The 13935-nt window shown below is 70.1% G+C and carries 10 protein-coding genes; all 10 read right to left on the bottom strand.

Annotated elements, in window-relative coordinates:
- Positions 1-29: 29 nt before the first annotated feature.
- On the bottom strand, positions 30-869 hold the full coding sequence (locus Pla133_RS03180) for a cyanophycinase (RefSeq protein WP_419192074.1): 840 nt from the start codon (positions 867-869) through the stop codon (positions 30-32).
- Entirely contained in the window at positions 866-2068 is a 1203-nt protein-coding gene (gene iadA, locus Pla133_RS03185; protein ID WP_145062362.1) for a beta-aspartyl-peptidase, read from the bottom strand. The genes Pla133_RS03180 and iadA overlap by 4 nt, the downstream gene beginning before the upstream one ends.
- Positions 2069-2132: 64 nt before the next feature.
- The gene (locus Pla133_RS03190) at positions 2133-2450 is read right to left on the bottom strand and encodes a tetratricopeptide repeat protein (RefSeq protein ID WP_145062364.1); all 318 of its coding nucleotides are present in this window, start codon (positions 2448-2450) and stop codon (positions 2133-2135) included.
- Between the two features lie 157 nt (positions 2451-2607).
- Complete coding sequence (locus Pla133_RS03195; protein ID WP_145062366.1) at positions 2608-2850, bottom strand: TM2 domain-containing protein; 243 nt, start codon at positions 2848-2850, stop codon at positions 2608-2610.
- Between the two features lie 229 nt (positions 2851-3079).
- Entirely contained in the window at positions 3080-3652 is a 573-nt protein-coding gene (locus tag Pla133_RS03200) for a hypothetical protein (protein WP_145062368.1), read from the bottom strand.
- Positions 3653-3769: 117 nt separating this feature from the next.
- Positions 3770-5989 (bottom strand): bifunctional serine/threonine-protein kinase/formylglycine-generating enzyme family protein, encoded by a 2220-nt coding sequence (locus Pla133_RS03205; RefSeq protein WP_145062370.1) that lies wholly within the window; start codon positions 5987-5989, stop codon positions 3770-3772.
- Positions 5986-7287 carry a hypothetical protein gene (locus Pla133_RS03210; RefSeq protein WP_145062372.1) on the bottom strand — a complete coding sequence of 434 codons (1302 nt, stop codon included), beginning with the start codon at positions 7285-7287 and terminating at the stop codon, positions 5986-5988. The genes Pla133_RS03205 and Pla133_RS03210 overlap by 4 nt, the downstream gene beginning before the upstream one ends.
- Before the next feature lie 149 nt (positions 7288-7436).
- On the bottom strand, positions 7437-9098 hold the full coding sequence (locus Pla133_RS03215; protein WP_145062374.1) for a hypothetical protein: 1662 nt from the start codon (positions 9096-9098) through the stop codon (positions 7437-7439).
- Between the two features lie 265 nt (positions 9099-9363).
- Entirely contained in the window at positions 9364-11997 is a 2634-nt protein-coding gene (locus Pla133_RS03220; protein WP_145062376.1) for an FG-GAP repeat domain-containing protein, read from the bottom strand.
- Between the two features lie 150 nt (positions 11998-12147).
- On the bottom strand, positions 12148-13830 hold the full coding sequence (locus Pla133_RS03225; protein WP_145062378.1) for a DUF7453 family protein: 1683 nt from the start codon (positions 13828-13830) through the stop codon (positions 12148-12150).
- Between the last annotated feature and the right edge of the window lie 105 nt (positions 13831-13935).

The raw sequence follows: 13935 nt of genomic DNA on the forward strand, positions 1-13935 counted from the left end.
GAATGCGGATCCGCAGATCCGCGTCGGTTTCAGCGGGCGGCCGTCGGACGAGCCGCGCGAGCTTCGCGGGTCTGGGTGTTGTAGGTCCCGCCCTCGATCAGGATGTGCAGCCGGATCCCGATCAGGGAGACCGGCTCGGAACGTTTGGCCGAGTCCATGGTCGAGGACTCCAATTCGGAGGGGTCGACGACCGTGATCGCGCCCGAGCCCACGACCTCGATGGTCTCGTCGGGCGCGATGAAGGCGGCCGTGTCCTCGTCCAGGCCCACGCCGGTGGCGAAGGGATTGAACGACAGGGCCGTCAACAGGCGCCCGAGGCGGTCGCGCTGGCGGAAGTGCTGGTCGACCAGGACCGTGCCGGTCAGGCCCAGGCCCGGCGCGAGCTGCACCATGTTGGCGTGGGGCGTGGGGCCCTCGTCGCCGAAGGCGATCATGTGCTCGGAGATGTAGGCCGCGCCGGCGGAGGTGCCGGCCACGTGCAGACCCTCCGAGTTGCGATCGCGCAGCATGCGGGCCACGGGCGTGCCGCCCAGGGTGGTCGACAGGCGCAGTTGGTTGCCGCCGGTCATGAAGACGCCGTCGACCTCGCTCAGGACCTGCAGCCAGTCCTTGCGCGTGCAGTCCTGCCGGTTCTCGAAGGGCAGGCTGATGGCGCGGCTGACCCCCAGCTCTTCGAACAGCTCCACGTAGCGTGGACCGGTGTCCTCGAGGCGTGAAGCGGTGGGGATCACCGCAATGGTCGACTTCTCGCCGCCGCAGCGGTCGACGAAGGCGCGCAGGATCTGCGGGTCGCGGTACTTTTCCTCCGCGCCCCCGATGGGGACGATCCAACCGCGCTTGGGATTGTGAATGAAGTCTCTGGCGCTCACGGGGTCTCGGTTTCGAAGCTTCCTCGGCGCACGGGCAGGCTATCGAGCACGTGCCAGTGGCCGCCGGCCATCACGTCGCGCACCGCGCCGTCGGCGTCCAGTGCGACCAGGTCGGCGTCACAGCCGACCGCGATCCGGCCCTTTCCATGCAAACGCAGGTGTCGGGCCGGGTTGAGGGTGAAGGGCAACAGCGCACGTTCCAGCGCCATGCCGCCGGCGTGCAGCTCCCGCAGGGTCGCGGGCAGGGTGCGCGAGTCGCCCAGGTCGAAGCCGGTCGGCGCGCCCTGGCGGTCGAAGCGCGGCAGGCAGCCGCCGCCGTCGGAGCTGACCGTCAGGCGCTCGTCGGGCAGGCCGCTGGCGAAATAGCGCTGGATCGCGCCCACCGCCGGCAGCTCGTCCTCACCGTCCACGGTGGGGAAGGCGGTGACGTCTATCGTCGCGCCGCGCTCGGCCAGGGTCAGGGCCTCCTCGAACAGGGCCTCGCGCCGGTTCACGTGGGTCGGGTGGTAGACCCGCGCGGGGATCTCGGCCTGGTCGAGGGCCGACCACAGGAGCTGGAGGCCGCGCTCCCCGTCGCCCAGGTGCAGGTGCAGAATGCCGGCCTTGCCGGTCATCAACCCACCCACGTGGCAGTCGCCCGCGATCCGCAGCAGCTCGTCGAGGGTCGGCTGGCTCGAGCGGTGGTCGCTGATCGCGATCTCGCCCGCGCCGAGGCACAGGTCCACGTGGGCGATGTCCTCGCGCACCGAGCCGAGCAGGGTGCGCGGCGGCACGTGGTAGCCGCCGGTCCAGATCCAGGTCGAGAGCCCCTGCTCGCGCAGGGACCGCGCCGTGGCCAAGAGCTCGGCGATCGAGCGCGTGGTGTCGTCGGTCCCGAGCAGCCCCACGGCGGTGGTCACGCCGGCCGTGGTGTAGCGCGTCAGGGCGGGGGCGGGCACCCGCGAGGCGAAGCCGACCTCGCCGCCGCCGCCGGTCAGGTGGGCGTGGCAGTCGACCAGGCCGGGCACCAGCCGCGCGCCGCCCAGGTCCCGTTCGGTAGCGCCCAGCTCGGCCACGGACCGCGGACGGTCCGCGCCCATCCACAACACGCGGCCACCACCCACCAGGAGGTGGAGGCGGCCGAGGGGCTCGGGGGCGTAGACCTCCGCGTCGAGCAGCAGCTCGAGGGGGGGCGGGGAGGCTTGGAGGGGGGCGGCCAAGACTGCCCAGTCTAGCCGCTCCGGTCAGCGCGCGAGTGTGGGCACCGACGCGGGTTGGCCCGCTTCAGCCGTCAAGCCCACCGAGGAAGACCTTGGCCTCCTTGACCACCTGGAGGTCGCCCTTCTCCTGCGCCACCTCGATCGCCCGGGTGTAGGCCGTGCGCGCGCCGTCCGTGTCGCCGCCAGCCTCCAGGGCGCGGCCCAGCTCGCGCCAGGCGGCCGAGTAGCCGGGGTCGACCTCGACGCAGTGGCGCAGGTGAACGGCGGCGCGTTCGTGGTGCCCACCATCGAGCATCTTCCGCCCCAGGCCGTAGAGCAGCATGGTGTCGTCGGGTTCGCTCGCGAGTAGGGCCTCGAAGGGTGCGTAGGGGTCGTCGCTCATCGGACTTGCAATCGGGTTCGGTCGTGGTGGGGAGTGCGATGGCGTCGGCGGCGGATGGCGTCGGACTCCAACCGGGGCCGCATCGCGAACGGAGCCGGGCGGGGTGGGGCCCCGCCCGGTACCACTGCGTTACGGGCGCGAACGCCCGACCGACCTCTCAGCCGACCGAGCCGGGCTCCGTCCACATGAAGACCTTGCGACCCTCGACGTCACGGAAGGAGCCCATGACGATCACGATCAGGTCGATCAGGGTCCAGATCCCGAGGCCGCCGAGGGTCACGATCATCAGGATCGCGGTGCCGGTCTTCCCGACGTAGAAGCGATGCGCGCCGAAGCCACCGAGGAAGAAGCAGAGCAGGGTCGCAACGAGGCGGGACTTGTCGGAGATCGTGGTGCTCATGGGGCAGTCGGTATCAGTCGAAGGCGATGGTGAAGGATAGGGCTTCGGGCGGGTTCCGGTGCCCGGGTGGGCACTATCCGGAGAGGGTGCCGTTCGGAGGCCCGGTCGACGAGAACCGGCCGCTGGTCTCGTCATTTGCCACAGCGCCGCGGCGCCGAGAGCGCGATCCAGGGTCACTCGGCCGAACGAGTGACACCAGGATCACGGGGCCGGATGAGTGACCCTCAGGTCACTGGGCGAGAAAAGTGAGCGTCAGGTGGTACTTCAGATCCACCACGACCTCACTCCCGTCCATCAAGTAGTCGAGTTCCTCGGGCAGGGCGAAGCCCGGCTGTCCCTTGGCGGCCGAGAGGGGCAGCCAGTTGAACTGGGCTCCGGAAACGTTGCCGGTCGCCACCGTCAAGCCGTAGTTGATCACCAACACCCACTCGTCGAGTTCGGGGTCGTAGATCCAGCGGTAGCAGGTCGGATTGGAGCCTGCCGGAATCGGATCGAACGTGATGCCGAAGTCCGCCTGGCGACTGTTGTAGGCGTTCAGGATTCGGTTGGCCGAAGTGGCCAGGTCCGCGGTCTCGGCCATGTTGGTTCCGTCGTTGACCGGAACGATCTGGCGCAGCTCCGACTGGTGCATGTCACCGAAGAGCTCCTCGAGGCCGGGGTCGTCACCGCCGTGAATCGCGGCGCTGAAGAAGCTGCCGGTCAGCTCGCGTTGGTCGGCCGAGAGCTTCGAGAAGGCCTGGCAGTAGGAGGGCGGGACATCGATCAGGATCGAACCCTGGGCGAGTGTGTACTGCTGGGGCATGTCGCCTTATTAGGGGGGTGGGTTGGCCCGAAGGATGGGCAAACGGGGGTCACGAATCCCCTTGGAGTTCGGCTACGCGGGTGCAGCCCGCGAATTCTGCCGGAGCTCCTCGGGTCCTCAGGCGTGGACGCTGCGCGCGCAGCGAAATCCGACGTCCGAGGAAGCCCCATCTTCGTGTTTGCGCCCCACCAAACGGAAGAGGTCTCCAAGGGAGTCCCCAGATGCGGCTCGGTGCCATGCGCCCGAGCGAACATAGCGCTCCCCGGCGAAGCCCGCCTTTCCGCCGTTCTTGCCCGAATAGATGAAGGGCGTGGCCGACCACTCGGCCACGTTCCCCACCAGGTGGAAGACCTCGCCGCCGGGGGAATGATCGCGCCCCGGGGCGCGGGAGGGCTCCGCGAACGCGATGTAGGCGTGGGCCGTCGAGGGCTTGCCGTCCACGTCGACGGAGACCGGGCGCCCCAGGACATAGGCCTGTTCCACGTCGATCGCGGCCGACGTCTCGAGCCACTCGTGGTCCCAGAGGGCCGCTCGGACGAACTCCAGGCGCGTTGGGAGCCGTTTTCCGGCCCAATTGGCGTAGGCCTCGGCGTCGGACCAGGCGACGTAGACCACGGGCAGGTCGTCCCAGTCCTCGCGCGGTGGATTCTTCCACAGTTCGATCCACGCCTGGGGCCAGTAGGGCAGGACGTCGCGGCCCGTGGCCTCGAGGTAGGCGCGGAACTCCCTGTTGGTCACCGCGGCGGTGTCGAACTCGAAGGGCCCGACCTCGAACTGCTCCTCTTGGGCGAGGTTCAGCTCTGGGAAGACGAAGGCCGTCACCACACCGCCGGGGATCGAGACCATCGAGCTGCCGCGCCGCTCGAAGGAGACGTCGAGCTCGACGGTGGACTCCGGTCGCAGCTCGCGCACGACGTCGACGCGCGCGCCGGTCCCGTCCTCCAGGTCGATCCGGAAGCGTCCTTCGCCGTCGTAGCTGCGAGGCTCGCCCGGAACCACTCGCCCGAGTTCGGAGGTGCCGCCGGTCGGCAGCAGCTCACCGTCGACCGGGGTCAGCCAGACCTTCGCGGGGGTCGAACCACCCAGCACCAATCGCGGAGCGCGGGCGGCCGCGGCCACTCGCCTCATGGCGCTGGCGCCACCGGCGGCCGCGGCCGCGCCCAGGAGCGCCGCGGCGGGCAGGGCCCGCAGCAGTGAGCGTCGATCCACCGAGCGAGCCCGCAGGCGCTCCACGACCGTGGGCGGGCGGGCGTCGACCTTGCGCCCCTCGACGAAGTTCTCGAGGTCGCGCGCGAATTCGCCGGCGGTCTGGTAGCGCTTGTCGGGCTCGCGACGCAGAGCCTTCATGCAGACCAAAGCCAGTTGGGCCGGAATCGCGGGTCCAACGCGGCCCACGTCCTCGACCGGCTTCTCGGCGATCGACAGCAGGATCTCGGTCAGGGTGTCGCCCACCGCCGGCGGCCTGCCGCACAGCACTTCGTAGAGCACCGCGCCCAGGGAGTAGACGTCCGAGCGCGCGTCGATCGGCCCCAGAGCCTGGACCGCCTGCTCGGGAGCCATGTAGTTGGGCGTACCGGCCAGGTCGCCGGTTCGCGTCAGGCCGCCCAGCTCCAGGTTCTTGGCCAGGCCGAAGTCGGTCAGCCGCGGCCGACCCTCACCGTCGATCAGCACGTTCTGCGGCTTGATGTCGCGGTGGATGATCTTGAGGCTGTGGCTGTAGTCGAGCCCGCGCGCGATGGCCGCGATCGTGCTCGCCGCCTGACGGGGGTCGCGCAGGTCCGGCTGGCGCGCCGAGGGCTGCTCGCGGGGCAACGACGCGAGCTGGTCGAGGTGCTCGCGCAGGCTGGGGCCGTCGACCAGCTCCATCGCGTAGTAGTCGCGACCGAGGGCGGTGCCGTAGTAGATGATCGGAACGATCGCCGGGTGTCGCAGGCGCGAGGCGGCGATGGCCTCGCGGCGAAAGCGCTCGGCGCTGCGGCGCAGGTCGTCGCCGGGCATCGGCGCCAGGATTTTGACCGCGACCTGGCGCGACATCGAGTGCTGCAGCGCGCGGTAGACGATCCCGGAACCTCCGCGACCGATCTCCTCGAGCAGCTCGAAGTCGTCCAGCCGCTCGCCGACGAGGCCCGCGGGCCGGATCTCGGCGTCGCTCTCGGCCAGGGACTGCGCGACCTCCGCGAAAGCCTCCTGGGCGCCCTCCAGCAGCTCCATGACATCGCCCGCGAGCTCGACGTCGCCTGCGGTGGCCTCGGCCAGGAAGGCGACCCGCTCCTCGGCCGGGCGCTCGAGGGCGGCGGCGAAGAGGTCGTGGATCTGGTCGGAGCGGCGTTCATTCATGATCGGAGGTCGAAACGGCGCCCGGGTCCCGAGCGAAGCGTCCGACCGCTCATTTTTTGCCCGCGGACTCGATTGTGGGGCCGAGAGTCCCGCCGAAGGGCCACAGACAGCCCGTAGGTGGTTCTGGGGGAGGCACAGAAGACCGAATGGAGCGCCGTCGAGCCCAGGCCCTGGTTGGGCAGCACGATCGCGTCGCCCGGCTCGAGGACGGCCGCGTGGCCGCTGTCGGCCAGGAAAGCCGTGAAGGCGGGCCAGCCGTCGACCACCGGGCCGAAGCGCCCACAGCCGGGCAAGGCCAGCTCGGCCCGGGCGGCTCCCTGATCCGCGGCCAGGGTCGCCAGATCCGCCAGCTCGGGCTCCTCTTCATCGGCGAGGAACTCCTCCAGGCGCCGAACGAGGTCGGCGGACGAAATCGCCAGCCACGCGGTGCGCCCGACCAGTTGCGTGTAGAGCACGCCGCGCTGGCCTTGGGAGTCGTCCCCCGAGAAGGCGTCGTGGTGGAACAGGGCGCCGCCCTCCGGCGCGTTCCAATAGGCGATCGCGCCGGTGGCCTGGAGCGACTCGTCGGCCGCCTCGCTGGCCCGCTCGATCAGGGCGCTACCGGGCCCGACCAGCCGCAGCTCGGGAATCGCCGCACGCCCCAGGGCCGCCGTGGCGCGGTGGCGCGGCTCGTCGTCGGAGGCGTCGTCCTCGCGCTCGGCCCCGAAGGCGAAGCGCAGGCGCAGGGAGGTGTCCTCCGGGTAGGTCGAGAGCCGCCCGGTCTTGACCCACAGGTCGTCGAAGCCGCCCTGGGTGTCGCGCACCAGAACCCGCGCCAAGTCGCGCTCGGGGTCGTAGAGCTCGTCGGCCGCGCCGATCACCTCGAAGCGCGCGGCCCGCCCTCCGAGCGAGCGTCGCAGCTCGGCTTCCAGGTCCTGCGGCGAGGAGACCTTCTGCCCCCGTCGCAGACCGGCGTGCAGCTCGTTGCGGGCCAGGGGCAGCTCCTCGGCCAGGGCGCCGCGCAACACGAACGGACGCGCCTCGCGCCAGCGCTTGCGCAGCTGCGAAGGACGCGGCAGGCGCCCCGCCGGTTCGAGCTCGGACGGCAGGGTGACCCACGTGCCGTGGTCGACCCCGCGGCGGCGCAGCTCGATCCGGGCCAGGGCCAGGGCCTCGATCGCCGCGACGCTGGCGGGGTCGTCCTCCTCCGACAGGGCCACCACCGGCGCCGCGCCCGGCAGCGGCGTGCGGCCCGCGTCCCCGAGGATCTCGTCGAGAAGGGCCGGGATCGAATCCGCGTCACTCTGGTCGCTGGTCATGGACTCAGGATCCTGACGCGATCGGCCGTCGGCGCACAGACGCAAGCGGGGATCGCTCCCCGTCGAACGTGCCGGGGGCCGGCCGCCCGCGGGAAGTCTCCCGTCGGCGACCGGCCCCCGTGACCGGTTCGCGGATCAGCTCCCGGACTTCACTCGCCCAGGCACAGTCGCAGGCCATTGGTCAGCCGCAGGAGATCCAGGCCGCCGCCGAGGTTGACCGAGGCGCCCTGGGCGTAGAGGTCCGCGCCCGCCAGGGCCGGCAGGGCCGGAACGGTGAGCGCCAGCGAGCCGGGCGAACCGACCATCGGCACTTGCAGGGGCGCGGGGCTCAGCGCCACCAGCAACTCGCCCGCGACGCCCAGGGGCACCCCGCAGGGACTACCCGGGATGACCGGCAGGGCCGACAGGAACAGGCTCGAGGCCTCGATCGCGAAGTCGCTGCCCGCGGCGTCGAAGACGATCGACTGACCCAGGGCGGGCGGCGCGCTGACCGTCAAGGTCATGGGGTTGCCGCTGCAGCCTGCGAGGACCTCGACGCCGGCTTCGAGGGTCGCGCTGAAGACGCCATTGCGGCCGTCGTCGAGCACGCCCCGGAACAGGATCCGCGTGCCGTCGGGCGCCATCGCGAAGCCGTCCTGGAAGGCGTACACGTCGATGAACGTCGCCCCCTCGAAGGTCGTCAGCCCTTCGACCACGAGCGGCTCGTGGTCGATGAACAGGCCGTTGCGAAGGCCGCCGTCGAGCCAAGTGCCGATCCACAGCACCTGCCCGCCCTCGTCGATCTGCAGCGGCGCGGTCTGGCTGAAGTTGAGGATCGTCGCGCCGGGAACGCCGGGCACAGGATCACCCGACTGCACCAGCTTCTGACCGTTGACGGCGATCAGGTGCTCGGTGGCACTGTCGCCCGAGAGTTTGCCCTGGATCACCCAGTCGGCCTTCGAGTTGATATCCAGCGGCGCGTAGGAGAGGTCTTTCCAAGTGCGCCCGAGCAGCGGCGAGGGGCCGCCCTCCTGGACCACGGGCGTGCCGTTGATCAGGGCGCTGATCTCGAACGCCGCCGGGCCGCTGGCGTCGACCAACCACATGCAGATGCCGTTCTCGCTGATCGCCTTCGAGTGCGGGCCGCCGTGGATCGACTCGACCGACTGGGTGGCGCCGGAGGCCGTGGTCACGTTGTCGCCCGTCTTCGACATCAGCACGTCGACCAAGACTGAGCCCGCGTCGTCGAGGGTCATCAGGTGCAGCCCCTGATCGTAGACCGCGGCTGTGTTCGGATCGTCGACCGAGGCGTGCAGCAGGATCTGGTTGCTGCTGTTGTTCAGCACCTGGCTGAACGACGCCCAGAGCGCGCCCTGCCCGTAGGAAGTGGCCGGCGCGTTGTCGCCCGAGCGGAACAACTCGTGCCCGCCCCAGTGCACGATCTCGGCGTTGAAGCCGCCGGACAGGGGCCAGGTGTAAAGGTCACTGGCGAGCTTGCCCGTGTCGTCCAGGCTGAGCTGTCCGAAGCCGTTGAGGCCCGTGTCGAGCACGCCCGGGACAGGGTCGCCCTCGCGGTAGTAGACCGCTCCGTCGATCAGCACCACCGAGTTCGCGAAGGTGTCGGGGAAGCTGGTGTTGACCGCGATGGCCCAGTTGCCGTTGTCGTTGAGCGCCAGGTCGGTGATGCCGTCCACCAGTCCGATCCCGGCCACGGTGTCGTCCTTCAGCACCACGGGCTCGAAGACCCAGTCGCCGGCGGCGGCCACCGCGGCAAAGGGGCCGGCAGCGAATGCGGTGGCGACGGTCAAGCGACGTGCGGTTCTGCGGGACATGGGCTGCTCCGGGGAGTGGGGGTGGCGATCGCTCGCACAGCAGGGGCGAGCACAGCTGGGACGGGGCGCCTCGCCGCGATCGCGACCGCGGCGAGGTAGGAGATTCTATCTGCCTGCGCGAAGGCCGTGTTCGACCGGGCATCGTGCCGCCGGCTCCGCGCACACGACGTCACCACGGATCGCAGTCCGCCAGACAGGGGGCCGTGGACCGGATCGGTCCACGGCCCCGCCGAGGCCTTCGCTGCGCGAAGTCAGCGGCGCCAGCTCACAGGGTCGTGAGCGGCACGACCTCGAGTCCACTCAACCACGGCTCGGCGCCGCCGGACGGCACGACGCCGGCCTGCAGCCAGATCTCGAGCCCCGACAGCGCGGGATTCGCCGGCAAGAGGTAGCTGTTGGTGACACAGCCCGGCCCGGCCACCACGTAGGAGTCAACCTGGAACGCACCCAGCGGATCGATCCACAGGGTCCCGAAGCCGACGTCGATCGCCGCTCGCCCCGGCGAGGTCCACAGCAGGGCCAGCGACGTCGCCTCCACGCAGGTCTCGATCTCGAGCGGCTTGCCGAGTGACGGCACTCGCTTCCAGGTCAGGTTCCGCGTGCGGTTGGTCCACAGGTGGTCGGGACCGCGTCCGCCGGTCGAGATGAATCCCGGGGTGTAGGTGCCGTCCGCGGCCACGAAGAGGTCCTCGTCGCCGTCGCCGTCCACGTCGGCCAGGTCGAAGCCCCGGGCGCCGTTGGCGCCCCCCGGGAAGGCCGATTGGATCGGTGCTGCGAGGTTTCCACCGGTGTTGACCCACAGGTACCCGACGCCACTGCCGACGCCGACGAGGTCTTGGTCCCCGTCGAGGTCCACGTCCGCGAAGCGCAGGGCGTCCGTGACGATCTCGACCGGAGGCAGGAACTCGGTCGCCGTGAAGGTCGCTGTGCCGTCGTTCAGGAAGAGCCGATCGACGCCTGTGGAGTCGACGAACGCGTCGAGATCACCGTCCGCATCCACGTCGCCGAAAGCCACCCGGTTGGAGAACACCGCCGGGGTCGAGAGGGCACCCGCGTGGAGGGTGAAGCCGGCGCTGCCGTCGTTCAGCCAGACGCGGTCCGAGCCATCGGTGAAGCCGATCGGCGCCGATCCGGCACGGTTGGCGAAGAACGCGTCGACCGAACCATCCCCGTCGAGGTCGCCCAGGGCCAGGTCGTTCACGTTCATCAAGGGATTCGCGAACTGGGCGCCATCGACGGTGGTCGCACCACCGGGCTGCTGCAGCACGAGCGCCGTCGCCAGGTAGGGCGGCTGGGTGACCGTCGTGCCCGCAATCGCGTCGAGGTCGCCGTCGCCGTCCAGGTCGGCCAACTCCACCGAGGTCATCTTGTTGGTGAACGGGACGCTGGACACCGTGCTGAAGTTGCCAGAACCGTCGTTCAGGTAGCGAACGAGTCCGCCGCCCGAGCCGTCGTCGTCGCTGGTGCCGGCGGTCCACAGGTCGACGTCCCCGTCCCCGTCTGCGTCGCCATGGGCCGTGGCGAGGACCAGACCGATGTAGGGCGGGATCCCCCCACTGGCGTCCTCGAACAAGCCGCCGCCGGTGTTGCGGTACAGGTTGATCATGGGCTCGAAGGACCCGCCCTGAGCGTTGGTGAAGGTGCCGACGGCCGCGTCCAGATCGCCGTCCCCGTCCATATCGAACAGCTCGGCGTCGACCCCGAGATCCTCTACGGTCGGGATCGGCGGGGCGGGCTGGGTGCTGTTCATGAACTGCCCACTGCCGTCGCTCAGGAACAGGGCGTCGCCGAAGCGCTCGCCGACGTAGTAGACGTTGCCGCGACCGAGCACGACATCGAGGTCGCCGTCGCCGTCCACGTCGCCCACGGTGGCCTCGAACACCGCCGGTGCCAGGCTGTCGAGCCCGCCGCCCACGTCGATGAATCCGCCCGTGCCGTCGTTCAACCACAGGCCGGAGCCCGCCACGTTTCCGTTGTCGGGCGAGATGGCGTCGAGGTCGCCGTCGCCGTCGGCGTCCAGGAGCTCGAGCTTGTGTCGGGCGTTCGGGGCGGTGCCTGCGCCGATCGCGAAGCTCGCCGGGCCCGTTCGCTCGGCCACGGCACCGTCGAGCAGGAGGTCGTCCAAGCCGTTCCCGTCGACGTCACCGACCGCCGCGGCCCTTGTCGGCGCGAAGGCCGCCAGGATCGACGAGGCGTCGACGAAGACCCCGGCGCCGAGGTTGCGGTAGACCTCGTGGGGGCCATCGGCGTTGATGAACACCAGGTCCTGGTCGAGGTCGAGGTCCAGGTCGATCGCCAACACGGCGCGGGTGTCCAAACTCGTCGCGTCCGTGACCGCGAGGGGGCTGAAGAGTCCGGTTCCGTCGTTGAGCAGGATGCGGTTCGGGCCGCTCCGACGGGCGATCGCCACGTCCAGGTCGAGGTCCCCGTCGAGATCGACCAACTCGATGGCGTAGGAGAGGACGTCGGTCTCCGAAAAGGCGCCGACCAGCTCCTGGTAGGCCCCGCTGCCGTCGTTCAGGTAGACGCGATCGCGGTTCGTGGTCTCGAACACGCCCGGCTCCGCGTCGCCGCCGGCCGTGACCAGGTCCAGGTCACCGTCGCCGTCGACGTCCCCGACCGCCACGTCGGACGCGATCGCGCCCGGGGATGCGGGCATCAGGTCGGTGCGGTCGGTGAAGATGCCGCCGCCCGAGTTGAGGGCGATGCGAACCGGTGGGCTCCCGATCGCGTTGGAGCGCACCAGGTCGAGGTCGCCGTCGGCGTCCAGGTCGACCAGGACACCGCCCAGGGTGGATGCGGAGTCGATCGGCAGGGCCCGGTGTCGATCCTCGAAGAGAGGCTCTGGGAGTTGCGGCGCTGCGGAGAGCGGGGTGAGCAGCAGGAGGAAGAACGTCATGGGATGTATACGGGCCAAAAGGAGTTGGAATCCCGACCCGGCCTGCCGCTCGCACGCGAATTCCGCGCGCGAGCGGGGCCGGGTCGGGGCGCAGGGAGCATCAGCCCCCGAAGGTCTCGGGAGCAGCAGCCCCCGAAGTTCTCGGAAGCGTCAGCTCCCGAAGGTCACGGCCAGGCCGTTGGTCAGTCGCAGGGGCTCGGGATCGGTCAGGGCCGCGTCCACGAACAGGCCCTGGAAGAACAGCGTCACGCCCACCAGCACCGGGTTGGCCGGCACCGGGAAGCTGCCCACCGAGGGCGCGCCGGCGTAGAGCGGCATGGCCAGGTTGGTCAGCGCGGGGCTGATGATGTCGATCGAGACCTCGCCGACACCGGGGAACAGCAGACCGCAGGGACCGCCGCCGGGCCAGATGCCGGGCGACAGGTACAGGGAGCACAGGGCCACCGGGTAGGGGCTCTGGTCCATGGCGAAGTCGATGTTCTGGCCGATCTTCGGGCCGCCGCTGACGACGCTCAGAAGACCGTCGTTGGCCACGCACGAGGACAGCACGGTCACTTCACCGCTGCGCGTGATCTCGACCAGCACGTCGATGTTCCCGACCAGGATCAGCTCGGCCAGGATCGACTGGCCGTCGTCGCTCATGGCGTAGCCGTCCTGCACGCCGCGCACGGTGTCGACGATGATCCCGCCGATCGTGGTGACGCCTTCCTGGACCAAGAGCTCGTCGTCCAGGAACAGCCCCGAGTCGATGTTGGTGTCCGCATCGTCCCAGTCGCCGTACCAGAGGACCTCGCCCATGTCGTTGAGCAGCAGCGGGCCGCTACCGAAGGTCGTGAAGCTGAAGGCCTCGAGCCCGACCACGGGCACCGCATCGCCCTCCTGGCGGAACTTCGCGCCGTCGACCACGATCAAGAGGTCCGTGGCCGTGTCGCCGTCGAGGGTGCCGCTGTAGATGTAGGAGCCGGAGTTGTTCAGGTCGACTTCCGGGCTGGCCAGGCTCGACCACGAGCGCCCGGCGATCGGTGTGCCACCGCCCTCGACGGCGATCGGGACGCCGTCGATCGCGATGAAGTCGTCGAAGTTCGCGTCGCCGGTGGTGTTGCCGGCGAACAGCACTTGACCCGCGTCGTTGAAGGCCAACTCGTGGGCGCCGCTCTCGAGGGTCTCGATCGGATCGATGCCGCCGATGTAGGGCACACCCTCGGAGTAGACGACGGTGGTGGAGGTCACCGCGCCCGCCGCATCCAGGTCATAGCGCACCATCGCGTCGTCGATCGTGCCGGTCCCGATGGTCGGGTCGTCGAGGGTGCCGATCACGAGCACCTGGCGCGCGTTGTTGATGCGAGTTTCGAAGAAGCCCTGCCAGGTGGCGCCGCCGGCGAAGCCGGGCACCAGGTCGCCCTCCTGGGTGACCAGCACGAGGCCGGCCCCGAAGTCGACGTAGATGCCGCTGTCGGTTCCCGTGCCGACACCGGTGCCGCCCAGGAACAGGTTGAAGGAGAGGTCGCCGGCGTCGTTGGCCTGGATCGAGTCGAAGCTGTCGATCACTGCGTTGGCCGGCGAGGGCACCGCATCACCCTCGCGCAGGTACAGCACGCCGTCGCGCAGCACGACCTGGTCGGCGTCGGTGTCGGCGTTGTCGGTGTCCCACTCGCTCCAGGCGACCTTGGCGTTGTTGGTCTCCAGGTTGTCGAGCCGCGTCAGCAGGCCGACGCCGGGGATGTCGTCCCCCTTGATCGAGAGCTGGGTGACGTCGAAGGACTGGGCCAGGGCCGGGCTGGCGAAGAGGAGCGAGGAAATCGGGAGGGCGGCGAATCGGAGTTGTCGTTGCATGTTCAGTGGTATGGGCCGAGGACGGATCGGAGGCCGCATCCTCGCCCCATGCCAGCGAACTCGCAATGCGCGCCAGCGCGCTTCCGGTCGGAACCCCCGTCCCGC

Source organism: Engelhardtia mirabilis (assembly GCF_007748095.1).
Classification (GTDB): domain Bacteria; phylum Planctomycetota; class UBA1135; order UBA1135.

Bases quoted from the DNA above. Each gene is read 5' to 3' on its own strand.
- Pla133_RS03190 (WP_145062364.1), bottom strand. From the start codon at position 2,450: ATGAGCGACGACCCCTACGCACCCTTCGAGGCCCTACTCGCGAGCGAA.
- Pla133_RS03195 (WP_145062366.1), bottom strand. From the start codon at position 2,850: ATGAGCACCACGATCTCCGACAAGTCCCGCCTCGTTGCGACCCTGCTC.
- Pla133_RS03200 (WP_145062368.1), bottom strand. From the start codon at position 3,652: ATGCCCCAGCAGTACACACTCGCCCAGGGTTCGATCCTGATCGATGTC.
- Pla133_RS03205 (WP_145062370.1), bottom strand. From the start codon at position 5,989: ATGAATGAACGCCGCTCCGACCAGATCCACGACCTCTTCGCCGCCGCC.
- Pla133_RS03210 (WP_145062372.1), bottom strand. From the start codon at position 7,287: ATGACCAGCGACCAGAGTGACGCGGATTCGATCCCGGCCCTTCTCGAC.
- Pla133_RS03215 (WP_145062374.1), bottom strand. From the start codon at position 9,098: ATGTCCCGCAGAACCGCACGTCGCTTGACCGTCGCCACCGCATTCGCT.
- Pla133_RS03220 (WP_145062376.1), bottom strand. From the start codon at position 11,997: ATGACGTTCTTCCTCCTGCTGCTCACCCCGCTCTCCGCAGCGCCGCAA.
- Pla133_RS03225 (WP_145062378.1), bottom strand. From the start codon at position 13,830: ATGCAACGACAACTCCGATTCGCCGCCCTCCCGATTTCCTCGCTCCTC.